At 26.7% G+C, this 26,897-nt stretch carries 22 protein-coding genes and 1 other annotated feature; all 22 genes read right to left on the bottom strand.

The features are described from left to right. Window positions 1-2 precede the first annotated feature (2 nt). Window positions 3-1,355: a 23S rRNA (uracil(1939)-C(5))-methyltransferase RlmD gene (rlmD, locus tag OMES3154_RS03585; protein ID WP_156683432.1), complete on the bottom strand. Its 1,353-nt coding sequence runs from the start codon at window positions 1,353-1,355 to the stop codon at window positions 3-5. Beyond that, a complete protein-coding gene (locus OMES3154_RS03580; protein ID WP_197271486.1) occupies window positions 1,352-2,515 on the bottom strand; it encodes a M20 metallopeptidase family protein in 1,164 nt (387 codons plus the stop codon). The genes rlmD and OMES3154_RS03580 overlap by 4 nt, the downstream gene beginning before the upstream one ends. A gap of 96 nt (window positions 2,516-2,611) precedes the next feature. Beyond that, window positions 2,612-2,932, bottom strand: a complete 321-nt coding sequence (locus tag OMES3154_RS03575; RefSeq protein WP_156683431.1) for a hypothetical protein — start codon at window positions 2,930-2,932, stop codon at window positions 2,612-2,614. A 2-nt stretch (window positions 2,933-2,934) separates the two neighbouring features. Next, on the bottom strand, window positions 2,935-3,855 hold the full coding sequence (gene rsmH / locus OMES3154_RS03570; protein ID WP_156683430.1) for a 16S rRNA (cytosine(1402)-N(4))-methyltransferase RsmH: 921 nt from the start codon (window positions 3,853-3,855) through the stop codon (window positions 2,935-2,937). 14 nt (window positions 3,856-3,869) lie between these two features. Then, the gene (mraZ, locus tag OMES3154_RS03565) at window positions 3,870-4,304 is read right to left on the bottom strand and encodes a division/cell wall cluster transcriptional repressor MraZ (RefSeq protein WP_156683429.1); all 435 of its coding nucleotides are present in this window, start codon (window positions 4,302-4,304) and stop codon (window positions 3,870-3,872) included. A 135-nt stretch (window positions 4,305-4,439) separates the two neighbouring features. Beyond that, window positions 4,440-6,251, bottom strand: coding sequence for a hypothetical protein (locus OMES3154_RS03560; RefSeq protein ID WP_156683428.1), 1,812 nt, complete (start codon window positions 6,249-6,251; stop codon window positions 4,440-4,442). Between the two features lie 11 nt (window positions 6,252-6,262). Continuing rightward, the gene (rpoD, locus tag OMES3154_RS03555) at window positions 6,263-7,369 is read right to left on the bottom strand and encodes an RNA polymerase sigma factor RpoD (protein WP_156683427.1); all 1,107 of its coding nucleotides are present in this window, start codon (window positions 7,367-7,369) and stop codon (window positions 6,263-6,265) included. 29 nt (window positions 7,370-7,398) lie between these two features. Beyond that, entirely contained in the window at window positions 7,399-9,186 is a 1,788-nt protein-coding gene (dnaG, locus tag OMES3154_RS03550; protein WP_156683426.1) for a DNA primase, read from the bottom strand. A gap of 59 nt (window positions 9,187-9,245) precedes the next feature. Then, window positions 9,246-9,434, bottom strand: coding sequence for a DNA-directed RNA polymerase subunit omega (locus OMES3154_RS03545; protein WP_156683425.1), 189 nt, complete (start codon window positions 9,432-9,434; stop codon window positions 9,246-9,248). Continuing rightward, window positions 9,421-9,984 (bottom strand): guanylate kinase, encoded by a 564-nt coding sequence (gmk, locus tag OMES3154_RS03540; RefSeq protein ID WP_156683424.1) that lies wholly within the window; start codon window positions 9,982-9,984, stop codon window positions 9,421-9,423. The genes OMES3154_RS03545 and gmk overlap by 14 nt, the downstream gene beginning before the upstream one ends. Before the next feature lie 36 nt (window positions 9,985-10,020). Beyond that, window positions 10,021-13,977, bottom strand: a complete 3,957-nt coding sequence (gene rpoC, locus OMES3154_RS03535) for a DNA-directed RNA polymerase subunit beta' (protein WP_156683423.1) — start codon at window positions 13,975-13,977, stop codon at window positions 10,021-10,023. Beyond that, window positions 13,974-17,432, bottom strand: coding sequence for a DNA-directed RNA polymerase subunit beta (gene rpoB, locus OMES3154_RS03530; protein WP_156683422.1), 3,459 nt, complete (start codon window positions 17,430-17,432; stop codon window positions 13,974-13,976). The genes rpoC and rpoB overlap by 4 nt, the downstream gene beginning before the upstream one ends. A 128-nt stretch (window positions 17,433-17,560) precedes the next feature. Then, the gene (rplL, locus tag OMES3154_RS03525; protein ID WP_156683421.1) at window positions 17,561-17,932 is read right to left on the bottom strand and encodes a 50S ribosomal protein L7/L12; all 372 of its coding nucleotides are present in this window, start codon (window positions 17,930-17,932) and stop codon (window positions 17,561-17,563) included. Window positions 17,933-17,966: 34 nt separating this feature from the next. Then, the gene (gene rplJ / locus OMES3154_RS03520; protein ID WP_156683420.1) at window positions 17,967-18,455 is read right to left on the bottom strand and encodes a 50S ribosomal protein L10; all 489 of its coding nucleotides are present in this window, start codon (window positions 18,453-18,455) and stop codon (window positions 17,967-17,969) included. A 14-nt stretch (window positions 18,456-18,469) separates the two neighbouring features. Continuing rightward, window positions 18,470-18,586 (bottom strand) — a sequence feature (ribosomal protein L10 leader region). A gap of 53 nt (window positions 18,587-18,639) precedes the next feature. After that, window positions 18,640-20,361 (bottom strand): ABC transporter ATP-binding protein, encoded by a 1,722-nt coding sequence (locus OMES3154_RS03515; RefSeq protein WP_156683419.1) that lies wholly within the window; start codon window positions 20,359-20,361, stop codon window positions 18,640-18,642. After that, a complete protein-coding gene (locus tag OMES3154_RS03510; RefSeq protein WP_197271485.1) occupies window positions 20,358-22,256 on the bottom strand; it encodes an ABC transporter ATP-binding protein in 1,899 nt (632 codons plus the stop codon). Before OMES3154_RS03510 ends, OMES3154_RS03515 begins: the two co-directional genes overlap by 4 nt. Before the next feature lie 56 nt (window positions 22,257-22,312). Then, window positions 22,313-22,885, bottom strand: a complete 573-nt coding sequence (gene efp, locus OMES3154_RS03505) for an elongation factor P (RefSeq protein ID WP_156683417.1) — start codon at window positions 22,883-22,885, stop codon at window positions 22,313-22,315. 16 nt (window positions 22,886-22,901) lie between these two features. Continuing rightward, window positions 22,902-23,519 (bottom strand): MBL fold metallo-hydrolase, encoded by a 618-nt coding sequence (locus tag OMES3154_RS03500; RefSeq protein WP_156683416.1) that lies wholly within the window; start codon window positions 23,517-23,519, stop codon window positions 22,902-22,904. Between the two features lie 8 nt (window positions 23,520-23,527). Further along, window positions 23,528-24,382: a mechanosensitive ion channel family protein gene (locus tag OMES3154_RS03495; protein ID WP_156683415.1), complete on the bottom strand. Its 855-nt coding sequence runs from the start codon at window positions 24,380-24,382 to the stop codon at window positions 23,528-23,530. Next, window positions 24,383-25,237 carry a mechanosensitive ion channel family protein gene (locus tag OMES3154_RS03490; protein WP_156683414.1) on the bottom strand — a complete coding sequence of 285 codons (855 nt, stop codon included), beginning with the start codon at window positions 25,235-25,237 and terminating at the stop codon, window positions 24,383-24,385. A gap of 8 nt (window positions 25,238-25,245) precedes the next feature. Next, on the bottom strand, window positions 25,246-26,352 hold the full coding sequence (ychF, locus tag OMES3154_RS03485; protein ID WP_156683413.1) for a redox-regulated ATPase YchF: 1,107 nt from the start codon (window positions 26,350-26,352) through the stop codon (window positions 25,246-25,248). After that, window positions 26,349-26,897: a hypothetical protein gene (locus tag OMES3154_RS03480; RefSeq protein ID WP_156683412.1), complete on the bottom strand. Its 549-nt coding sequence runs from the start codon at window positions 26,895-26,897 to the stop codon at window positions 26,349-26,351. The genes ychF and OMES3154_RS03480 overlap by 4 nt, the downstream gene beginning before the upstream one ends.

The following is a 26,897-nucleotide window of genomic DNA, read 5'->3' as shown; positions in this document are numbered from 1 at the left end:
TTCTATATATCTTTACTTATTAGTGAAACTATTTCAATATGATGTGTTTGAGGAAACATATCAACTGCTTTTATTTTTTTTAATTTATAGCCATACTCTTTTAATATATTTAAATCTCTTGTATATGTTGATGGTTCACATGATATATATACAATGTTTTTTATATTATTCTTAGCTACGCTATCAAGTACAGTTTTATCTATACCTTTTCTTGGTGGATCAAATACTATGTGGCTAATATTTTCATATTTAACAATATTTTCTATCTTATCTTCTACCTTACTTGCAATAAACTTAATATTTTCTATGTTATTTTCCTTAGCTGTCTTTTTAGCAGCTACTACTGCACTTTTAGTATATTCTATTGCATATACTTTAGAAAACTTATTAGACATTAGCATTGAAATTGTACCAGTTCCTGAAAAAGCATCTATTGCCATTTCTTTTTTATCGTCTATGTATCCTAAAGCAATGTCATAAAGTTTATTTACTTGCTCCAAATTAACTTGAAAAAACGAATCTAAATATATTTTAAAATTAATTCCTGATAAATTTTCATGTAATATTTTATCTCCTATTATGTGTATATTCTCATCACCTAATATTACGTTATTTATACTATTTTTTACTGAAATATATACCGATTTAATTTCCTTATTTTCCTCATATAAACTTTTTAAAACACTTGAAAGTTTATCTATCATAGACTTTTTATAAACAACAATTGCCAGCATAACATCATCATTACTATTATTTCTAATAATTAGATGTTTTAAAAAACCTGCATTTGTTTTTTCATCATATACAGTAAATTTTTTTTCATTTAATTTATCTAATACCTTTTTTGTTATTTTTATTCCAATGCTAGATTTAAGTATATCTTTCTCATTGCTAAATACATTATGAGATTTTCTTTCAAAAAAACCTGTATTAATCTTAGCAAATTCATCTATGAAAAATGGTTCTGCTACCTTATTTCTATAATTTGTTGTCTTACTAGCACCTATAATTTCAATATTTTCTATATTTTCATTAGACATTTTTGAAAATAATTCTTTTAGCATATTTTTTTTGTACTCTAATTGTTTTTCATATTTTAACATTGCAAAATCGCAGCCATTAAAATCTTTAAAACTTATTTTATCGCCCTCTACTCTGTCATCTGATGCTTTTAAAATTTCTAATATTATTGCTCTTGCATATGTTTTTTTAGTAGAGATTACTTTTACTTTTAATAAATCTCCTACACAACTAAGCGGTACAAATATGACAAAATCATCAATATATGCCATACCTTCTCCACCATATACAACTTTTTCAATCTTTACTTCTAATATATCATTTACTTTTATCATTTTAAATACTCCAATGCTAACTTAATATTAAGCATAAGTCCTACTTCTAATGCTTTTTCATCTATCATTAAATTTTTTGTATGTAGGTCTGAAAATTTTTCACTTGCTGAAACACCTAGTCTATAAAAACTCCCTGGTATTTGTTCTAAAAAATACCCAATGTCTTCTACATCCATTCTAGTTTCATTAATTTCTATAACATTATCTTCACCTAATATATCAACTGCATTTTCTTTTAAAAAATCAGTAAATTCTTTATCATTAATAACAGGCACATAACTATCACGTATAAATACATTTAAATTAGCATTAAACGATTTTACAAAATCTTTTAGTTCGTTATTTAAAATAGAAACTATATATTCTTTTGTTTTTTTATCTAAGGTCCTAATAGTTCCAGTTAATTCAACCTTATTAGCTACTATATTTTCGGCTGTTCCTCCATTAATTTTACCTACTGTTATTACCCCACTATTTCTAGCATCTAGTTTTCTTGAAACAATATACGATAAATACTCTATAACTTTTGCTGATATACTTATAGCATCTACTCCTTTATATGCTAATGCAGCATGTGCTTCTTTTCCTATTATCTCTAATTTAAAAACTGCTGATGTTGCATGCATTTTACCATATTTAATTCCTACCTTGCCTGCTAGTATTTCAGGAGCTGAGTGAAAACTAAACAAAGCATCATTTTTAGGATTATTTACTCCACATTCTAGCATTCTTTTAGCTCCACCAACAGTTTCTTCTGCAGGTTGGAAAAAAAAGTTTACAGTCCCATGCCATTTATCTTTACTTTCATTTAAAGCTTTAATTAGTCCAAGTTGTACTGCTAGGTGTACATCATGACCACAAGCATGCATAACTCCAACATTTTTTGATATATATTCTAAATCATTTTCTTCTTTTATGGGAAGGGCGTCCATATCAGCTCTATAAGCTAAACTTAAGCCTTTTTTATTTTCTATATAAGCATGTATTCCAGTTTCTAAAACTAATCTATATTGTATATTATTTTCATTTAAAAATTCTATTATTTTATTTTTTGTCATATATTCTTTTTCACTTAATTCTGGATTTTCGTGAAACCATCTTCTGTATGATATAACTTCATCTTTTAATTTTTCAACTAAATTTTTAATATATTCATTCATATAAACACCTCACATAGATTATACTAAATTTTTGTAATAAATAAAAGCTAGAATATACTTTAATTCTAGCCTATTTATAGTAATATTTAGTTTAATCTATTTTACATAATTTATGTCGTTATTATACACAAATCCTAATTCTAAAGCTTTTTTTTGTATTTCTCTCATATTTAATGAGTTTGCTTTTATTCCTTCTAAAACTGAATTTTCTTCTACTAATTTATTTAATCTTGTTTCTAGTACATAATTTGTATTTGCAATGTATCCTAATTCATTATTATATTTTACATTTACTACTATTGCTATTGTAGCTAATACTGCAAAAACAAAAATTGTAGCGTAATTTGCTAAAGCTTTAACATCTATTATACTCAGTTTTTTGGCTTCTGTTATTATTTTTCTATTTACTGTTACCATGTCTATATCCTTTCAAAAACTCTGAGTTTAGCTGAATGAGATCTATTATTTGCTTGTAATTCATTTTCTTTAGCCATAACCACTTTTCTAGTTATAACCTTACCTAAAGGTTTTTTATTGCAAATACATATAGGTATATCTTTTGAACAAGTACAAGGATCTTCTAATTCTCTAAACTTTCTTTTCACCATCTTATCTTCTAGTGAATGAAATGTAATTATTAGTAATCTACCCCCAGGATTTAAAATATCCACTGCCTCATCAATTGCCTTTTCTAACACTTCTAGCTCTCTATTAACATAAATTCTAAGTGCCTGAAAAGTTCTTTTAGCAGGATGTTTTTTCATGCTTTTTCCAATAGCTCTAATTACAATTTCAGATAATTCTAGTGTAGTTTCAATCTTTTTCTCTTGTCTTTTTTTTACAATGTTATATGCTATTTTCTTTGATTTTGGTTCTTCTCCAAATTTATATAAAATATCTGCTATTTCTTTTTCACTATATTCATTCACAACTTCATAAGCACTTAATTCTTGATTTGTATCCATTCTCATATCAAGTTTTGCATCATACTTATATGAAAATCCTCTTTCTTTGTTATCAAGTTGTTCTGATGATACTCCTATATCCATTAAAATTGCATCTACTTTATCATAAGCTGCCATATATACGACTGTTTTCATATTCTCAAAATTATTTTTAAATATCATTAATCTGTCGCTATACGATTTTAAACTCTCACTTACATAATTAATCGCATTTATATCCTGATCAATTCCTATAAGTTTTGAATTATTGTTTGAATTCTCTAGAATGCCCCGAGCATGACCACCGCCGCCTAAGGTGCAATCTAGGTAAATCCTATATTTATCATTTATCATATACTCTATAACCTCGTCATAAAGTACGGGTTTATGATACATAAATTATCACCTTCCTACAGTATATCTAATTCTAGATCGTTCATTATTTCTAAATCTTTTAATAAAATTTCATCATATGTTTCTTTATCCCAGATTTGGATTCTATCTCCGTACCCAGCTACTAAAATATTTTTTTTAAGATTTGCGTGTTCAATTAGTGTTTTTGGTATATTAATTCTTCCTTGTGCATCACATTCTACACTAGTTGCATCATGTGTTAAAAATCTTTTTACAGCTCTTTGTTTAGGGTTAAAATCGCTTAATCTAGATATTTTTTCATCATATTTTTCCCAAGCTTCATATGGAAATATATCAATTGCGTTATCTAAGCTACGAGTTATTACAAAACTATTATTATTTTTTGTTAATTCTTCTCTAAATTTAGATGGTATTATTATTCTACCTTTTGAGTCCATTTTACATTCATATTTTCCTTTAAAAGTATTCATAATTCACCACCTTCTACCACAATTTACCACAATTCCCCACTTCTAATATATTTATACTCCTTTTTTCGCATAAATGCAAGTTTTTTTTTATTTTTCAGCAAAAAAAAAATGAGCATAAACTCATTTCACCTAATTTTAGAATTTAAATGTTATTCTAGATTCAATTTCTTTTATCATAGAATTTAATTTATTTATTAAATTATAGTCATTTGTGTATTTTTTAGCTTCATTTAGATTCTTTATTGCGCTTTTATACATCTCATCTCTATTTGATACAATATATGTGTATTTTGAATCATTAAGATCTTTCATAGCTTTTTCATAATATAGATTATATAAATTAATATCTTCCTCTTTAATGATTATAAATTTTTTTATTAACTTCACATATCTACTTGCATCATCTTTTTCCTTTTTTGTTGTAGCATTTTCTAGTGCTTTTTCAAAATTTTCATATGCTAATGTATAATAGTAGTTTGTTTTTTCAACATCTATATACTTTTCAGCTTCCTTTTTATATTCTAATCCATTATTAAAGTACTTATTATATAATAAATTATTTGGACTTATATTTTTATTTCTCTTTATATATTTAATATATGAATTTATCTCATCAATCTTATTTGGTAATAAATTTAATTTAATTATTGCATTAAGATTATCTAAGGCTTTTTCATAATATTCATTTACTTTATATTCATTTCTCTCAATAACAGCCTTATTTAAATACTGCTTAGCATTTTCTAGTAGCTTTTCTCCATCTACATTTTTTGTATTCATCTTATTTTCTATTGCATTTAGATATAGATCAATTTTTTTTAGCATTTCTAGGTTAGAAAATGAAATATATAGTTTTTTTGATTCATTAAAATTATACTTTGCATTTTCATATTCACCGTTTGTATATAAGTTGACTCCTCTATCAAATAGATATTTAGCTTTTTCTTCTTTTATTTTAAAATTAACTACTTCTAAATAACCTTCTATTAATTTTTTCATGTCATTGTCATCATATTTATCATATAGTTTATATGAATCTTTAAATCTTTCTAAAGCATATTTATATGATTTTAAGTTGTAGTAATTAACAGCCTCATCATAATATTTTCTAGCAGTCTTTAAATCTAACTCTCTTGTAAGTCTTTTCACAATAGCTCTATAGATATCCGCTTTTTCATCTAGATTATATCTTGAATATATACTTACTGCTTCTTTATATAAAGAAATTGATTTTTCTATATTTCCTGCTAAATAATATTCATTAGCTTTTTTAACTAGCTTGTTAGCATCATTTAGATCTATTGTCATTTTAATTTCATATATTTTATTTGACGAATTTCTATAATTTCTATCAAAATCTTCATAAGAATCATTTACCTTTATATAATTTTCTAATGCCATTTCTAAATTATTTGAACCTTCATAAAAAACTGCTAGTTCATAGTATTTATCAGCAACATACTTACTATAGTTTTGATAGACCCCAAGATATTTAGTTCCCATTAACTTTTCATCTTTAAGTTTAGATAGTAATATGTATAATGAATCTAAACTATTATTTTCCTTTGAATAAAGTTTAGTATATTTTATTGACTTTTCTAGTATATCAATAGCATTATATTTTTTTTGTATGTTTGTATTAACTAAAACCTGCTTATTATCTTCAATAGTATGTAATAATTTAAATAAATTAAAGCTTGATTCTGCTATTGAATAGTTAGTATTTGCTAAATTATAGTTATTTTCATAGATAGAAATAATTGTATTTACTCTACTTATTAGCTCATTTTTTTCATTATTGTCTTTTACTTTTGCTAATTCAACATCAGCTGTTTTTATGGCATTTATATATTCGCCTCTTTTAAAATATTGTTCACTAGTAGTAGAACATGATATTGTAAATACACTTAAAACGAATATAGATATAAGTTTTAATTGTTTTAACATATATCCTCCTTTTATTTTCTATAATTTTCTAAATTATCAGTATATTTTTTACCTTTTAATTTGTTTATTGCCTTAACTTCTATTTGTCTTATACGCTCTCTTGTAACTTTAAATATTTTACCTACTTCTTCTAAAGTCTTTGGAGCTCCGTCATCTAATCCAAATCTATGTCTTATTACTTGTTCCTCACGTTCAGATAAGGCATCTTTTAAAATATCCTCTAATTTTTCTCTTAATAAAGTTCTTTCTGTTGCTGCATATGGATTTAAGAATTTATCATCCTCAACAAAATCTCCTAATTCACTATCTTCTTCACTTCCAACTGGAGTTTCTAGTGAGATAGGATCTTGGTTCATCTCCAAGATGCTTTTTACTTTATCAATAGGTATTTCTAGTATTTTAGCTAACTCCTCTGCTGTTGGTTCTTTTCCAGTTTCTTGTAGTATTAATCTACTTTCTTTTTTTATTTTGTTTATAGTTTCTATCATGTGAACTGGTATTCTTATAGTTCTACCTTGATCAGCAATTGCTCTTGTTATTGCTTGTCTTATCCACCAAGTTGCATATGTTGAAAATTTAAATCCCTTTTCATATTCAAATTTTTCAACAGCCTTCATAAGTCCCATATTTCCTTCTTGTATTAAATCAAGTAATTTAAGACCTCTATTAGTGTGCTTTTTAGCAATACTTACAACTAATCTTAGATTTGACTCTATCAATTTATTTTTTGCGTACTCATCACCAGCTAAAACTTTTTGGGCTAAATCAATCTCTTCCTCATGAGTTAATAAAGGAATATTTCCTATTTCTCTTAAGTACATCTTTATAGGTTCATCAACATCAAGCTGCTCTGCAATTTTCATTATATCGTCACTTAACATTTTTTGAACTTCTTCGTCATCTATTTTTTCATAGGGTATAATAGTTATTTCTGGTTTTTCATAGTTAACCTTAATACCCATAGACTTCATTTTATCGATAAATTTATTAAGTTTTTCTTTACCAAGTTTACTTAATAGAATTTCATCAAGATAAGACTTATCTATCTCCTTATTTTTTTTAGCTAATTTTAATACTTCGAATAATTCTTGTTTTAAATCTGTTTTATTCTCAGGCATACAAGTCCCTTTCTCTTATCAAAAAGTTATTATAATTTTTTTTCACCTTCGTATTCTAAATACTCGTAAAAAATTTTTTTTACATCGTGTATGTTTTTGGCTAGTTTTAGATTTTTTAGCTTCTTGTTATATTCCAAATACTTATTGTATTCTTCTTTTGACATATTATCAAAATTGGAAGAATACACTAAATTTAATATATCATCCAAAGAGCTTTTCATATACCTACTAACCCACTCCACATATACTCTAAATTTAAAATCGTCAGTTATTTCATTTTTATCAATTTTAGATAAAATATAAAAGAATTTATTTTTATCTTCTGCGTTATTAAAAAAATCATAATTTAAAATTTCTCTAATATTTGTATTTTCCTCTAGTAGTTTTTTAAATATTTCTTCATTTTCATTAGAAAAATTAAAATTTTTATAGTCTCTAATAAGGCTTTTATCATAATACAATAAAAGCATAGTATATTCTTCTAATTCTTCTATGTTATCGTATATAGTTCTTGTTTTTTTTACTTTTCTTTTATTATCATTTTCTATATTTTCTAAATATATATTTTCTTTTTTATCTATAAACTTAATATTATAACTTAAGCTAGATATACTTAAGTCTAACTTTTCACTTAGTCTTTTTAAATATATATCAAAATATATCTTGTTTGATATTGTCGAAAAATAATCTTGCATTTTATTTATTATTTCCATTTTAGATGCAGTTTTTTTTACATCCAAATTTTTTGAATAATAATCATATAGAAAATCAAATCCGTCACAAGATTCATTTAATAATTCAATAAACTTTTCCTTGCCATATTTAGTTATGAACTCATCAGGGTCTTTTGCCATTTTATTTAGTGACATTACTTTAATATTAAAGCCATACCTATTTAAAATATTAATGCTTCTTATCTTAGCATTAAATCCAGCTGTATCATCATCATATGCTATTACAATATTTTTAGTTAATTTTGATAACATATAGGCTTGATTATTGCTAAGACTTGTCCCAAGACTAGCAACTGTATTTACAATTGCATTCTTATGCAATCTTAATACATCAAAAAAACCTTCTACTAAAATAACTGCGTCAAACTCTTTTATTTTTTCTCCTGAATCGTATATACCAAATAGTTCATTTGATTTTTTAAATATTATACTTTCTTGCGAATTTAAATACTTTGGCATATTAGCATTATCTTCTAAAATTCTTGCACCAAAACCTACTATTTTTCTATTTAGATTATATATAGGAAACGTTATCCTATCTATAAAGCTATCATATACTTTGTTTTCTTTTTTGGTAATTAATCCTAATTCTAACAATATTTCATTATCAAAATTATTTAAAAGATCAATAAAAGATTTACTAGCATAGCCTAATCCAAATTTTCTTATATCATCCTCATTATATGACCTACTTTTAAGATAATCTAATGCTTTTTCATTCTTTTCTAAATTTTTATTAAAATGTAAATTAACTCTATCTAATAAATCATAATACTTGCTATTTTTATTATATTTATTTTCATAGTTAGAAATCTTAATGTCATATTCTTTTGCAAGTTCTAGCATTGCATCTTTATACGATATATTTTTTATTAAACTATAAAATTTTATTGCATCTCCACCTTTATTAGAACTAAAATCTTTAAATATATTCTTAGATGGACTTACAACAAAAGAAGGGGTATTCTCCTCTTTAAATGGAGATAAACCCTTATAATTAGAACCTGATTTAGATAAATCAACATACTTTGAAATAAAGTCAACTATATCTATTTTTTCTAAAAGTTTATCTCTAATTTTCATAGTAACACTCCTACTTTAATTTTATTATGTTTTTTTAATTTGTCAAATTATAATTATATCTATAATTCCTTTATTATAACTTCTTTATCAATAATTTTTTTAAAGACCTTATACATTACAACGTATTTTTCTTCACCTTCAAGATATTCAGATCTAGCAATTTTACCACAAGCTATTGCTAACTCATATTTATTCGGAAATACCTCTAATAATTCATCTACTGTTATATTTTTATTATTCTTTTTCATTATATTCACCTTTTATTATTTTAATTAGCTTATTAACAGAATCATCTAGATTTTTATTTATTATTGTATAATCATAATATTTTTCATATTCTAGTTCTTTTTTAGCGTTATTTAATCTTTTTTCAATTACTTCATTTGAATCAGTATTTCTACCTAGAAGTCTATTTCTTAAAACTTCATCATTTTCAGTCTTACAGAAAATTAAAACAATATCATCATATTTATTTTTTGAAATAATTGCTCCTTGTACATCAATTTCTAGTATTACATCTTGCCCATTATCTAATTTGCTATTAATTTCAGATACTAAAGTCCCATAATAATTTCCATGCACATTTGCATATTCAAAAAATTCGTTATTTTCTATTTTTTTAGAAAATTCTTCTTCTGTTAAAAAATAGTAATCAACGCCATTAACTTCTCCTGGACGGGATTTTCTACTTGTTGCTGAAATAGATAAAGGAATATTTAATTTATCTCTTACTATCTTTGTTATTGTTGACTTACCACTACCGCTTGGCCCTGAAACAACAAATAATTTTCCCTTCATTTTCTCCTCCAATTATGAAAAGTTAGGACTGTTTAATTAAACAGTCTCTTCACTTTCAACTTTTTTTTCAATTTCAATTTCTTTATAATCTCTAAATCCAGTTCCACCAGGTATTTTCTTACCAATTATTACATTTTCTTTTAATCCTTCTAATCTATCTACTTTTCCTTCTATAGCTGCATTAGCTAATACTTTTGTAGTTTCTTGGAATGAAGATGCTGATATAAAGCTTTCTGTGTTTACAGCTGCTTTTGTTATACCTTGTATGATTGGTTCAAATATAATTTCTTTTTTACCTTTTAATTTTAGTGATTCATTTTCTTTTTCAACTATTCTTCTATCAATTAATTCATCTTCTAAATATAGTGAATCTCCTGAATCAACAACTTTTACTTTTTGGAACATTTGTCTTACAATAATTTCTATATGTTTATCATTAACTGTAACACCTTGTCCTCTATAAACACCTTGTACAGATTCTAGTATAAATTGTTGTGCAGATACTTCACCTTTTATTCTTAAAATATCATGTGGTGATATAGGTCCATCAGTTATCTTAGCACCTTTTTCAATAAGCATTTCGTTAGTAACAACTAATCTGTCTCCCCCTTGAATACTGTATTGTTTAATTTCTTCTGCTGTTTCAGGGTCTACTATTGATATTGTTCTAGCACCTCTTTTGTTACTGTCTTCATTAAATATTACACGACCTGTAACTTCAGATAATATAGCTTTACCTTTAGGATTTCTTGCTTCAAATAATTCTTGTACACGAGGTAGACCTCCTGTAATATCCTTATTTCCTTCCCCTTCTTTAATTATTTTAGCAACAATTTCTCCAGATTTAACTTTCTTATTGTCATCTATCATTAAATATGCTCCATAAGGAATTGGAAGTTCAGCTATCTTTTTATTATTATCATCATATATAATTGCTCTTGGATTAATTTCAGCATTTTCACTAGGTTTAACTGCCATTTTTTCCATTACATTATATTTAATATCAAAGTTTTCTTTAATATAGATGTCTCTATATCTAACTCTACCTGTAGCTGTAGATATTATTGGTGTTTGGTATGGGTCAAATGTTACTATAACATCACCTTTTTTAACTGTAGCACCATCTTCAAACATTAATTTAGATCCACTTGGAACTTCATATCTATATTTACCTATTTCTACTTTAGCCCCTTGTGTTGCTACTATAGATTCATTATTTGTATCTTTTATTAGTACAACATCTATATATTTAATTTCACCATCTACATCTGCTTTAAATGAACTTTGTGCTGCTGTTGCAGTTGCTACCCCTCCTGTATGGAAAGTTCTCATCGTAAGCTGTGTACCAGGTTCTCCTATTGATTGAGCTGCAATAACTCCTACTGCTTCTCCTTTTAATATTGGTTTGTGATTAGATAAGTCAATTCCGTAACATTTTCTACAAACACCTTTTTCTAACTTACATGTTAGAGGTGATCTTACCATTACTTCTGATATACCTAATTCTTCTATTTTAGCTAATAATGCATCATCAATTAAGTCATTGTATTTAGCTATAGTTTTATCTGCAATTACTAAATCCTTAGCTAAATGTCTACCATAAATACGTTCTGATAATTTTTCAATAACTTCTCCGTTTTCAACTAAGTGAGAAACATTTATACCTACTTCAAATGCTAAACAATCTTCTTTGTTAACTATTACTTCATGAGAAATATCAACTAATCTTCTTGTTAAGTATCCTGAATCGGCAGTTCTTAAGGCTGTATCTGCTGATCCTTTTCTAGCTCCATGTGAACTCATAAAGTAATCTAATACTGTAAGACCTTCTCTAAAGTTTGCCTTAATTGGTTTATCTATAATTCTTCCTTGTGTATCTGCCATTAATCCACGCATTCCACCTAATTGTCTCATTTGTGCAATACTACCACGGGCTCCTGATGTAGCCATCATGTATACTGGGTTAAACTCATCAAGGTTGTCCATCATGTCATTTGTTACTTTATTTGTTACATTACTCCAAATTTCAACAGTTCTTCTGTATCTTTCTTCATTTATAATCTTACCACTTCTATATTCTTCATCAACTAATTTAACAGCTTTGTCAGCTTCTTCTAGTAGTTTTTTCTTACTTTGTGGTATTTCTAAGTCAGATACTGATACAGTAACACCTGCTATTGTAGAGTAGTGATATCCAAATTCTTTTATTTTATCTAATAATTCACTTGTTTTTTGTGAACCATATTTTTTGTATAACATCATTATTAAATCAGCTATTTGCTTTTTACCATATGTTTTACTATAATCTCTAACTTCTTTTGGTAACATTAATGAGAATATTAATCTACCTGGTGTTGTTTCTATCATTTGACCATCAATTCTAACATTTGCTAATGCATGTGTGTCTATTTTACCAGTTTGATAAGCAGTTATCATTTGATTTTTAGTAGAGAAATTTAATCCTTCTCCTTTTTCACCTTTTCTTGATTTAGTCATATAGAAACATCCCATTACCATATCTTGTGATGGAACTGCAATTGGTTTACCACTTGATGGTGATAATAAGTTGTTAGTAGATAACATTAGTATTTTTGCTTCCATTTGCGATTCTGGACTTAATACTAAGTGAACTGCCATTTGGTCTCCATCAAAATCGGCATTAAATGCTGAACATACTAATGGATGTAATCTAATAGCTTTACCTTCTATTAATATTGGCTCAAATGCTTGTATTGATAATCTATGTAAAGTTGGCGCACGGTTTAATAGTACTGGGTGATTTTTAATAACCTTATCTATTAATTCCCATACTGCTTCATCTTCATCTTCAACCATTCTTTTTGCTATTTTAATATTAGCTGCGTGTTCAGTTTTAACTAATTCTCTCATTAAGAAAGGTTTGTATAATTCTAAAGCCATTTTCTTAGGCAGACCACATTGATTCATCTTTAAACTTGGACCTACTACTATAACAGATCTTCCTGAATAGTCAACACGTTTACCTAGTAAGTTTTGTCTAAATCTACCTTGTTTACCTTTTAAGATTGAAGATAGAGATTTTAATTCTCTATTATTTTGACTTAGAATTGCTTTCCCTCTTCTACCGTTATCTATTAAACAGTCAACAGCTTCTTGTAGCATTCTTTTTTCATTTTTTATCATTGTTTCTGGAGCATTTATTTCAATTAACTTTTTAAGTCTTGCATTTCTATTTATTACTCTTCTATATAAGTCATTTAAATCAGAAGTTGCAAAACGTCCACCATCTAATTGTACCATTGGTCTTAAATCTGCTGGCATAACTGGTAAGTTAGTTAATATCATCCATTCTGGTCTATTTCCAGATTGTATTAAATCTCTTAATATTTTTAATCTTTTTACGATTTTCTTTCTTTTTTGTGCTGAATTTGCACCTTCTAGCTCTTGGTCTAATTCTTTTTCCATTTGCTCTAAATCAATTTGTCTTAGAAGTTCTAATACCCCTTCAGCACCCATTTTAGCAACAATTTTAACACCTTTTTGTCTTAAACCTTCATATTCTCTACTTGATATAATGGTTCCATTAGGGTTTTCTTCATCACCTTGTATTACAATATATTTTGAGTGGTATAATACAGCTTCTAAATCTTTTGTAGAAACTGCAAGTAATATACTCATTTTATTTGGAGTTCCTTTAGAATACCAAATATGAGCAACAGGAGAAGCTAGAGCAATATGCCCCATTCTTTCTCTTCTTACTTTTGATGTAGTAACATCTACACCACATCTTTCACATTTTATACCTTTATGTTTTAATCTTTTGTATTTACCACAAGCACATTCATAGTCTTTAGATGGTCCAAATATTTTTTCACAGAAAAGTCCATTTGGTTCAGGTTTTAATGTTCTATAATTTATTGTTTCAGCTTTAGTAACTTCCCCATTTGACCATTCTAAGATCTTTTCTGGTGAAGCTAACTTAATTTGTATACTATCAAAATCTCTTATACTCATTTACTGACTCCTTGTAATTCTAAATTATTATCTAATTCAATTTTTTCTCCATCATTACTGTATAGATTAATATCTAATCCTAATGATTGGAATTCTTTCATAAGAACTTTAAATGACTCTGGAGCTTCAGCTTCTGGCATTGCTTGACCTTTTACTATAGCTTCATATGTCTTAGTTCTTCCGTTTATATCATCTGATTTAACAGTTAACATTTCTTGTAATACATTAGATGCACCATATGCTTCTAATGCCCAAACTTCCATTTCTCCTAATCTTTGTCCACCAAATTGTGCTTTACCACCTAATGGTTGTTGAGTTACTAATGAATATGGTCCAATTGCACGAGCATGCATTTTATCTTCTACTAAGTGGTGTAGTTTTAACATATACATTCTACCAACAGTTACTAAGTTATCAAATGGCTCACCAGTTCTACCATCTATTAGTTTAACTTTACCAGTTCTACTAAATCCTGCTTCTTCTAGTTTGTCTTCAACATCTTTTTCTGTTGCACCATCAAATACTGGTGTTGATATATACTCATCTAGTGTTCCTAGAGCTAAACCTAAGTGTACTTCTAGTACTTGTCCTATGTTCATACGTGATGGAACTCCTAATGGATTTAAACAAATATCTACTGGAGTACCATCTTCTAAGTGAGGCATATCTTCAACTGGTAAAATTCTTGATACTATACCTTTGTTACCATGTCTTCCTGACATTTTATCTCCAACAGTTATTTTTCTTTTTTCTGCTATGTATATTCTAAATAATTTGTTAACTCCTGCTTTTAAGTCATCTCCATTTTCTTTTGATAACTCTAGTACTTCAACTACAGTTCCTTTTACACCATGTGGTAATCTTAGTGAAGTATCACGAACATCTTTTGCTTTATCACCAAAGATAGCTCTTAATAATTTTTCTTCTGCAGGTGGTTCAGTTTCTCCTTTTGGAGTAACTTTTCCAACTAAGATATCATCTGGTTTAACGTAAGCTCCTACTCTTATTACTCCTCTTTCATCTAAGTTTCTTAAAGCTTCTTCTGAAACATTAGGTATTTCACGAGTTATTTCTTCGTCACCTAATTTAGTAGTTCTTGCTTCTACGTCAAATTCTTCTATATGTAATGATGTAAATACATCATCTTTTCTAAGTCTTTCAGAAATTAATATAGCATCTTCGTAGTTATACCCTTCCCAAGGCATAAATGCCATTAATATATTTCTTCCTAGTGCTAAATCTCCACCAGCTGTACTTGGTCCATCTGCTAATATTTGTCCAAATGTAACTTCTTGATTTAAATCAACAATTGGTTTTTGATGTAAACACATAGATTGGTTTGATTTTTCAAAGTTTAATAATCTGTGTAAGTGTTCTTTTCCTTCACTATCAGTTACTATAATTTTTTTAGCATCTACAGACGTTACTGTCCCTGTTGCTTTTGAAGTAATTACTGCACCTGAATCTATAGCAACTTTTCTTTCAAGTCCTGTTCCTACTCTTGGTGGTTCTGGTTGTAATAAAGGTACTGCTTGTCTTTGCATGTTCGATCCCATTAGAGCACGGTTGGCGTCATCATGTTCTAAAAATGGTATTAAACCTGCTGAAACTGATACTAATTGTTTAGGAGATACATCCATTAAATCAACTTTATTTTTATCTATTGTTACTATTTCATCATCATATCTACAAACTGGGTCTGTTAATAATTTACCATTTTTATCAGTTGGAGTATCCGCTTGGGCTATAAATAGACCTTCTTCTTCGTCTGCTCCTAAATATCTTATATCATTAAAATCAGCTACACCGTTTTTAACTACAATGTATGGAGTTTCTATAAATCCATATTTATTAACTTTACCATATGTTGATAAACTAGATATTAGTCCGATATTTGGTCCTTCTGGTGTTTCTATTGGACAGATTCTACCATAGTGTGAGTTATGTACGTCACGTACCTCAAATCCTGCTCTATCACGACTAAGTCCACCTGGTCCTAGAGCTGATATTCTTCTTTTATGTGTTAATTCTGATAATGGGTTAGATTGGTCCATGAATTGTGATAATTGACCAGAACCAAAGAATTCTAATATTAAAGCATTTAATGGCTTAATATTAAGTAAGCTTTGTGGTGTTAGTGTATTTATGTCTTGAGTTGTCATTTTTTCACGAACCATTTTAGACATCTTAATTATTCCACCTTTAATTTGTATAGCTAATAATTCTCCTACACCTCTTACACGACGGTTTGATAAGTTATCTATATCATCTAATTTACCTTCTCCACCTAGTAATTTTTTAATGTATTTTATTGTAGCTATAACATCTTCTCTAGCTAAAACTATATCATCATCAGATAAGTTTAATTTTAATCTTTTATTTATCTTGTATCTACCAACATTTGCTAAATCATATCTTTGCGGATTGAAAAACATTGGTTTTATTAATGTTCTAGCACTTTCTAGTGTAACTAAATCTCCAGGTCTTAGCTTTTTATATATTTCTATTATAGCTTCATCACTATTATTAGTTACATCATTTAGTATTGAATTAGCAATTGGTATATCTTCTGGTTTTACTTCCCAATAATTAACATTATCTATACCTAGAGATAATAATTTTTCAATTACAGATTCATCAATTTGCATACCAGATTCTAATTCGTATTCTCCAGTTTCTGAATTTACAAATTCATCTTTAATAAATGAACCTTGTAATTTAGATTGTAATACTGAAATTAATTCTTCTTTATCATACTCTTTTTTTACTTCTTCTATGCTGATTTTTTTTGTTTCAAAAAACTCTTCCATTATTTCGCTATTTGTTTTGAAAAAATCAACTGCTTTTAAGAATACTGTTGCTGGAACTTTTTTTCTTCTATCAATTTTTACATTTAAAACATCTTTTTTGTCTACTTCAAACTCTAACCATGTTCCTTTATATGGTATTATTTTACCAACAAATAGGTCTTTTCCTGTTTGCATGTCTAATTCTTTGTTAAATGTTATACCAGGAGCACGATGTAATTGCGATACAACAACACGTTCAGCACCATTTATTATAAATGTAGCCTTATCTGTCATTAAAGGTATTTCACCAAAATGTACAAGTGATTCTTGTATTTCACCTGTTTTATTATTTATTAGTCTTAACATAACCTTTAATTGACCTGAATATGTTTTACCTCTTTTTTTACATTCTAACTCATCATTTAAAGGCTCTTCACTTTCATGAATTTCATAGTATTGATATTCTAATTTTAAAGTACCATTCCCTGATTCTATTGGAAATAGTTCTCTAAATATTGCTTCAAACCCCTTATTTTCTCTTTGAGATGGCGTAACTTTAGATTGTAAGAAATCTTCGTAAGAAGCTAACTGAAACTCTAAAAAGTTGGGCATTTCACCTCTATCGCTAACTTTCCCAAAACTATATCTATTTACAAGTTTTCTCATTTAAATTTTTCCTCCTATAAATGAAATTAAAAAATATTTTAAATATATAAACTGATTTTATTTGAATTTCTTGAAATGTGCAAAAGACACTCCACTACCTGGAGTGTCTAGAATTGATTATATTTTTATTATTTAACTTCTACAGTTGCTCCTGCAGCTTCTAATTTAGCTTTAATTTCTTCAGCTTCGTCTTTAGAAACTCCTTCTTTAACTTTAGCTCCAGCTGTTTCAGCCATTTCTTTAGCTTCTTTTAATCCTAATCCAGTTATAGCTCTTAATTCTTTTATAACTCCGATTTTTCCTGATCCAGCAGATTGTAAGATTACATCAAATTCTGTTTTTTCTTCAACTTCTGCTCCACCTTGTGCTGCACCTGATGCAACTGCTACTGGTTGTGCTGAAACTCCAAAAGTTTCTTCTATTGCTTCTACTACTTCTTTTAATTCTAATACTGTCATTTGTTTTAAATCTTCTATAAATTGTTCTTTATTGAATGCCATTTTTTATTCCTCCTATTTATTCTTTTAATTTAGCTTACGCTTCTTTTTGTTCTGCAAGATTTGATAATCCTACTGCTAACATTCTTACTGGACTTAATAATCCGTATGCTATCATTCCTAGCATTTCTTCTCTTGATGGTAACTTAGCTATTGCTTCCATAGTAGCTTTATCAGCTATTCCATTATTATAGAAACCACCTTTTATTTCTAATTTCTTAGATTCTTTTTGGAAATTGTAAATTAATTTAGCTGGTGCTACTGCATCAACTTTACTTACTGCAAATGATGTAGTTCCTTCTAACATTTCTCCGAAATTTAAATTGTACCCTAATTCTTTAAATGCTAATTGAACTAATCTATTCTTAGCTACAAAATAATCAACACCAGCTTCTCTAGCATTTCTTCTTAATTTAGTATCTTCATTAACTGTTATACCTTTATAATCTGAAAATACAACTGATCTAGCGTCTCTTAATTTTTCAACTAATTTTGCAACTTCTTCCACTTTATATTGTGCTGCCATATATATTCACCTCCTGTAAAATTAAAAAAAACCTCTATAGCCAGAGGTAAAATATATGCATATATATTATTCTCTACCTCGGTAGGATTTACCTTTGTACCTACTGTCTTTGGCCTTTTGTTTTTCGTTATGAATAATATTAGCACATTTTTTTTTATTTGTCAAATTTTTTCACTAGATTTTTTTACGAATTATATAGTCTTGCATAAGCACCATTTTTTTCCATAAGTTCTTTATGGTTTCCAATTTCTATAATCTCTCCCTTATCTAAAAGAATTATCTTATCAGCGTCTTTTATTGTAGATAATCTGTGAGCTATAATAAAGCTTGTTTTATCCTTCATTAATTCTTTCATAGACTTTTGTATTAATTTTTCTGTTCTTGAATCAATAGAGCTTGTTGCTTCATCTAATATAAGTATCTTGCTATTTTTTAGAAAAGCTCTTGCTATTGTTAATTGTTGTTTTTGACCACTTGATATATTAGATATTTCTTCATTTAAAATAGTATCGTATCCTTTATCTAATGTCTTTATAAAGTGATTTGCATTTGCTTTTATACTCGCACCTTTTATATCAACAAAACTTTTTTCTTCATTTGTTCCAAATAAGATATTATCTTTTATGCTTCCTTTAAATAGCCAAGTATCTTGTAATACCATTGTAAAAATACTAGCTATGTCATCTCTTGATAAATCTTTTATATCAACTCCATCAATTAATATTTTACCAGAATCTATATCATAAAACTTCATAAGTAAATTTATTATAGTAGTCTTTCCACTTCCGGTATGTCCTACTATTGCAACTTTTTCTCCCTTTTTAACACTAAAGTTTAAGTTATTTATTATCTTATCCTTACCATTATATGAAAAGTTTACATTTACAAATTCAATATTTCCCTTAACAAAACTTAAATCTCTATCTAAGTTTTTATCATCTTGCATTTCGTCTTGTTCTAAAAACTCAAATATTCTATCACTTGTTGCTTTTATCTTTTGATAATAACTCATCATTTGTGATATAGACATCATCTTAGGGTGGAAGCTATTCATATATTGAATAAATGTTTGAAATTGCCCTATTGTAATTGTATTATGGAATAATACAACTGCACCTAGTAATGATATAAAGGCATAGTTAATATTATTTAAAATTCTAATCATTGGAAACATCATACCTGATAAAAATTGTGATAAAAATGCTGATTTAAATAAATTATCATTAATTTGTTTAAACTCATCATATGTATTTTCTTCCATATTATATGCTTTAACTATATCATGATTAGAGTAAATTTCTTCTATATGAGAGTTCATTGTTGCAAGTTTATCCTGTTGTTTTTTAAAGTATTTTTGAGAAAATTTAACAAGTAATCCTATACCTGTAAAACTTATTGGTAAAAATACTAATACAACTAATGATAATTTAGCTGATATTCTAAACATATAAAATAGGATACCTATAATACCTACAATTGAAGGTAGTGTCCATATCAAGAAATTTTGTATAGATGTAGTTAATGTTTCAACATCGTTTGTAACTATGGACATAATATCTCCATCTAGTTTTTTATCTAAATTTGATATTGATAAGTTATTTATTTTCTTATTAATTTTACTTCTTAAGTCATAACTTATATTTACAGCTATATATGATAATATTTGATTATTAAAAACATTCATTAGAAATACAATTAAATATATTAAGATAGTTTTAAATATTAATCTGTATAAAGTATCATAATCTATATTATTAATTTTTATTCCTTTTATTATATTATCTGTAATTTCTCCTAATATCAAAGGCCCATTAATACTAATTATAACTTGTATAATTGATAAAATAGCTGTAAATAGTATGATATAAATATTGTTTTTAAGTAGTTTGTATAGATTTTTTATCATAGGCTTCCTCCTACTTGTGTTTCATATATTTGTCTATATATCTCACAAGTTTTTAGTAAATTTTCGTGATTATCAAAGGCTACTACTTCACCATCATTTAAAACTAATATCTTATCTGCATTCATTATAGTTGATATTTTTTGAGAAATTACTATTTTCATTCTATTAAGTTCTTGTAAATTCTCTCTTATACTTCTATCAGTATTATTATCTAATGCTGAAAAACTGTCATCAAAAACCATAAGGCTTGATTCTTTATATATACTTCTTGCTATACCTATTCTTTGCTTTTGACCACCAGATAAATTAGTACCATTTTGACTTATTTCTCTATCTAAATTGGCAAACTCTAAAGCATTAGCATACTCAATAGCTTTTTTAGCTTTATTCTCATCTTTTACTTTACTATCAAAGGCTACATTATTAAAAACTGTACCACTTAGTACCTTTGCAACTTGTGGCGTATATGAAATTTGTTCTCTTAGTGATTTTAAATCATATTTAGTAATATCTATTCCATTTATTAAAATTTCACCTGCTGTCTTATCAATAAATCTTAATAATAACTTAATAATCGTAGACTTCCCGCTTCCTATAGATCCTATTATTCCAATAAATTCATTTTCTTTAATTTTAAAACTAATTTTATCTAAAACGTTTAGTTCAGATCCTTCGTATTTAAAATCAACTTCTTTAAATTCAATTTCTTTTATTTTGTCTAATACAACTGCATTTTCAGTATTTTCTAAAAGTATTTTTTCATCTAATACTTCTTTAACTCTTCTATAAGAAATCATCATGCTAGGTATTACAAAAAATATTTGTGACACCATGATAAATGAAACAATTATATTTATTGCATATTGTATAAAAGCAATAATACTTCCAACTCCTATATATACTGTATTTATTTTTAATATTACAAAATATAGTATTATTACAGCTGAAATATTGAATATAAAGTCAACTACAGGGTTAATTGTAGATGCTATTACATTTATTAATATCTCTAATTTTTTTGAACTTACATTAACCTTTTCAAACTTTTCAGTTTCAAATTCTTGCTTTCTAAAGGCTCTTATAACTCTTTTACCACTTAGTATTTCTCTTACTATATTATTTAAATCATCTACTATTTTTTGTCTTTCACTTAATTTTGGTAATACTAAATATAGACCAACTCCCATTATAATTATTATTGATAAAACAATGTATACTAATACTGGTGTAATAGCAGGTGCTAATTGATATGCTTGATATGATGAAAAAATAAATATAAGTGGTGAGATTAATGATATCTTTAAAAGCATGTTAAGAGAATCTTTTATTTTAGTTATATCATTTGTCGTTCTTGTTATTAAGCTAGATATTCCAAATTTACCCATATTATAGTCTGTGTAGTTTTGTATTTTCTTATATAATTTTTCTCTTAAGTCTTTACTTACAAGTGCTACTGTGTATGATATACTAACATTAGATAATGTTATAAATATTGCTGAAAAAAGTGCTGCTATAAACATCATATAAGAATTTTTTATTATAAAGTCTAGACTTTTATTTACATTATTTTTCTTATTATCATTTTTTATCTTATTAATAAGTTGTAATTTACTTAGCTTTGTTGATTTTATAAATTTTTCTTCTAAACTCTTTTTATCTACATTATTTTTAAGTACATAGCCATTCGATTCAAAATTATAGTTAGATAAAATATCCTCATTATATTTTATAGAGTCATCCACATCTATTTTTTCTAATACTGCATACTCTACACCTTCTTGCATTATCCCTATATTTATATTTCTTGCTGTATATTTAGGTATAAGAGTGTTAAATAAAACTTGCAATGCTGTAAATATAATTATTAAAATAATATATTTTGTGTATTTTCTCACTTTTACCTCCCTATTTAAAAAGGAGAAAACTAATATTTTCTCCATTTATTTTTTTACTAGTTAGCTCTTTCCATATACTCACCAGTTCTTGTATCTATTTTTACTTTATCTCCAATTTGTACAAATAAAGGAACTAGTATTTGGTAACCATTTGCTATTTGAGCTGGTTTTGTTGCTCTACCTATTGTATCCCCTTTTAATCCAGGTTCAGTATATGTTATTTCTCTTATTACAGTATTTGGTAATTCTACACCAACTGGTCTTTGTTCATACATTAAAACTTGTATTTCCATTTGTTCTTCTAAAAAGTTTACTGCATCTTCTAAGTCTTCTTGTCTTAATGCAATTTGTTCAAAAGTTTCTTGATCCATGAAGTTATAGTCTCCATCCATTTCATATAAAAATTGCATGTTATGTCTATCTAAGATTATATCGTCCATAATATCAGTAGCTAAAACTCTTATTTCTTCAATTTTCCCACCTATTAGGTCTTTAATTTTAAATTTCATTTCAGCAGCTTGCGCTCTTCTTCCTGCTGTTGATTGTTTTCTTTCAGCTTTTAAAATGATATAAGGTATACTATTTTTTTGAAAAGTATTTCCTTGTCTTAATTCACTTGCTGGTTTCATTTCATTTCCTCCCTAATTATATCATACCAAAGTATGTCTTTTTTTCTTTTTCTATTGTTGTACTTGGACCATGTCCTGGAAAAACATAGTAGTCATCATATGTTAAAAGTCTTTTTAATGATGATAACATTTCAATATAATCCCCACTTGGAAAATCCGTTCTTCCATATGTCATTCTAAACATAGTATCACCTGTAAATATATTTTTTTCTATACTATCTATGTAGCAAATACTACCTTTTGTATGACCTGGTGTTTTTATACATGTAAGTCCAAATATTTCTTCATTATCATTTACACCAATTATATCATAATTTTCACTTAATTTGTAGTCAATATTAAGCCATTTTTTTGATAAAGAATAATAACTGTTATATAAAAAGTCAATATCTTCTTTACCCATATATATAGGAACTTTTTTATACTCCTCTAATTTTTCAATTCCTAATATATGATCAAAATGTCCATGTGTAATAAATATTGCTTTAAAATCTAAGTTATTAGACTCTATATAGTCTATCACTTCAATTGCAACCTCATTACCTGGATCTATTACAAGACATTCTTTTTTATCATTATGTAGTATGTATGTATTCTCATCTAATGTTTCACTTATTACAATTTTATATTCCATAATAACTCCTATTTTACTAATTTTATCTCATTAAATCCACCATTTATTTGTAAATCTATTATGTTATATGGTAATTCTATATTCTTTTCATCAAATATTGTCTTAATTTGTTCATTTAAATAATATCTAGCATCTAAGTATAACTCAGGATTTACATGTACTTTAATTGCAAAATTAAGTGATGACGCTCCAATTTCAGTCATTCCTATTAAAACAGGTATATCTTTTATAAATAAGCCCTTATCCTCTTTTTCTATAATTTCAGCTATTGTACTTTTTACTTCTTCTATATTAGATGAATAGCCAACCCCTATTACAAGATCCATTCTTCTTGCTTTATTTTTATTTATATTTTTTATTTCATTATTTATTAAGTTACTATTTGGCATAATAATAAATTCATTATTAAATGTAATTAGAGTTGTATAAAATAATTCTATCTTATATACATTTCCATATTCTCCAGAATACTGAACTAAATCACCTATTAAAAAAGGTTTAAATATTAAAATTATTAATCCTCCAAAAAAATTACTTAAAACTTCTTTGAATGCAAACCCTAATACTAATGATATTGCTCCTATCATTGCAGCTAGCTTTGTAAAATCAAATCCAAATAATGAAAGTATAAATAGTATTAGTATAAATTGTATTAAAATATTTATTATTGAATTTATAAAAGTTCTTAACTCTATATTAGAACTTAATAATTTTTTTGTTATGTTTTTTAATGTACTAATAACTTTATTTTTAATTTTAGAGTAAAATAGTATTAAAAGAATTGATATAATTATCTTTATTCCATTAGTTTTTAAATATAGAACAATTTCGTTTATACTTAATATTTCTTTTATTAACTCCATCTATTTCACCTCACTTATATCTAGTTTATTATATGACTTATTTATTTGTAAATCTATTATATCATATGGTAATCCGATATTTTCTTTATCAAACTCTGTTTTTACACTCTCTAGTATATAGAATCTTGCAAGTAAATAATTACCTGGTGTAACAAACATTTTTATTTCAAATTCCAAACTAGAGGCCCCAATATTGCCTAAACCTATTTTATTTGGCATACTAAAATCAAATAAATCTTTTCTTTTATGTACTATTTTATTTATAGTTTCTTTTACATGCTCTATATTAGCATCATAAGATACACCTACTCTTAAATCTAATCTTCTTTGGTCATATACATTTAAATTTTTTACTCTATTAGCTATTAATAATCCATTAGGTATCAATACAACCTCATTATTAAATGTTGTTATAGTTGTATAATAAAGTTCAATTTTTTTTACTTCTCCAAAATTACCACTATACTCTATTACATCTCCAACTAAAAATGGTTGAAATGATAAAATTATCATTCCACCAAAAAAGTTTTCTAAAACTCCTTGAAATGCAAAACCTACAAAAGCCGACACAGATGCAATAATTATTGAAGCTTGCATTAAGGTTATGCCTAATATATTAAATATTAAATATATTATCATTAAATCTGGTAATATTTTAATTATTGAATTTATAAACCCAGCTAGCGTTGGTTTTTTTTCAAATGTTGTTTTTAAAAGCTTTTCTGAAAATCTAACTAGAAATCTTTTAGTTCTTGTATAAGTAAATATTAAGATTATTAGAAATACAATCGCAAACTTATTATATTTTAAAAACAAAATTAGATTGTCATTAAATATATTTGTTATACTATCCATACTATCACCTAAACATTAAATCTAAAATACATAACATCTCCATCTTTTACTATGTATTCTTTACCTTCTAGTCTTACATTAGCATTAGCCTTAGCTCCTTGCCAACCTTTATCTTCTATAAACTTATCATAAGATACTGTTTCTGCTCTAATAAATCCTCTTGATATATCAGTATGTATTTCACTTGCAGCATTTTGTGCATTCGTTCCATTTTTTATAGTCCATGCTCTTAACTCTTTTACACCGGCTGTGAAAAAAGTAATAAGTCCTAATAATCTATATCCTGTTGATATTAGTCTATCTAAACTAGGTTCACTTACTCCTAATTCTTTTAAAAATTCCATTTTCATTTCCTCATCATCAATATCAATTAACTCAGATTCTACTTTTGCTGAAAAAATTACTATATCTGATTCTTTATTATCTTTTATGTATTCTCTTACAAGTTTTACATATTTATTTGACTCTGGATCTTTTAGGTCGTCTTCCGCTATATTTAGTGCATACATCATAGGTTTTATTGTTAAAAATTGATAAACTTTAATCAATTCTAATTCATCAGAATCTAATTCTAAACTATTTAATAAGTTTTCAGATTCTAAATGTGTTTTACATTTTTCTAAAACTTCAACTAATGCTTTGGCAGTTTTATCATTTGCTCTTACAAGTTTAACTTGTTTTTGAAGTGCTCTATTTATAGTTTCAATATCAGAAAATATCAATTCTAAGTTTATTGTTTCTATATCTCTTATAGGGTCTACCTTTCCATCAACATGTATTATATCATCATTATCAAAACATCTAACAACTTGGCAAATTGCTTCAGTATTTCTAATATTTGTTAAAAATTGATTTCCAAGTCCTTCACCTTTTGATGCACCTTTTACAAGTCCTGCAATGTCAACAAATTTAACAACAGCTTCAACTACAGCTTTAGGGTTTATTATTTTTTCTAACTCTCTCATTCTTTTATCAGGCACTGATACTGTACCAATATTTGGTTCTATTGTTGCAAACGGGTAGTTTGCAGAAAGTGCATTATTACTTTTAGTAATTGCATTAAATAATGTTGATTTACCTACATTAGGTAAACCTACTATTCCTATTCCTATCATTTATTTATCTCCTTTAATATTTCAACTAATTCTTTTTTCTTTTTTTTATCTAATTTACCTATATGCTCTATATCATATATCGGTACAAATTTCATATTATTTATATCAAATATTTTACCTACACTTTTTAATATATCAATTTTATCCTTCCTATCTGTTAGATAGTAGTAAATATAGTTTAAAATATTTTCACCTATAGTTATTACATACTCTGGTTTTACTATAAAAAGCTCTTTTAGTAATATTGACATAGCATATTTTCTTTTTTCAAAATCAATTTTCTCATTTTTACTATAATACTTATCAAGGCAAGTAAAATAGCAATTATTCAAATCAATCTCACAAAAATTAAAAATTACCTTTAACTTTTCATATTCCTTACTTTTTTCAACATCTTTATTTTCATTCATTGAATCTGTAACAGAGTCAAATAAAACAAAAAATTTTGCTTTTTTATTTCCTACACCTAATATTGGCTCTACATCTAAATTAAGATAATTGCATTCATCATATAACTTAATTTCTTTTTCTAATTCTTCCCACAT

The sequence above is a fragment of the Oceanivirga miroungae genome, assembly GCF_902505095.1.
Taxonomy (GTDB): domain Bacteria; phylum Fusobacteriota; class Fusobacteriia; order Fusobacteriales; family Leptotrichiaceae; genus Oceanivirga; species Oceanivirga miroungae.
The sequence above is the reverse complement of the archived record's forward strand: the minus strand, read 5'-3'. Positions and strand labels throughout refer to the sequence as shown.